General features: G+C 58.8%; 1 protein-coding gene. It reads right to left on the bottom strand.

Annotated features, from left to right (window positions below):
• Positions 1–107 precede the first annotated feature (107 nt).
• A partial coding sequence (locus EXE45_RS20165) for a hypothetical protein (protein WP_158294357.1) occupies positions 108–308 on the bottom strand: 201 nt, incomplete at its 5' end.

Below are 308 nucleotides of genomic sequence, written 5' to 3'. Positions count from 1 at the left end.
AACTCACCTTCGCTGATGGTTTCACCAGCAGCGACGGTGCGTTCGCGAAGGATGTTACCGACGTTGTCGAAAACGTACTGAAGTGCCATTATCTGTGAAAGAAGTCGTTAGTGGCTGGACAGGTCGATGCGACCGTTCGGCGTGCGGTCGAAGTCACGCTCGCCTTCCTCGCGAGCACGGTCCGCGACCATGCCCGACTCGGACTCCTCGGAGCCACTACCCGAGTCGTCGTTGATAGTGGTCGTGGTGGAACTGGCGATGTCCTCGGCGGCCTCGATCTTCTCATCGAGGTCGTCAAGGGTGATCTC

Origin of the sequence: Halorubrum sp. SP9, assembly GCF_005435015.1 — an archaeon.
In the GTDB taxonomy this organism is placed as follows: Archaea; Halobacteriota; Halobacteria; order Halobacteriales; family Haloferacaceae; genus Halorubrum; species Halorubrum sodomense.
Note: the sequence above shows the minus strand (reverse complement) of the source record. Positions and strands in the feature narration are given on the sequence as shown.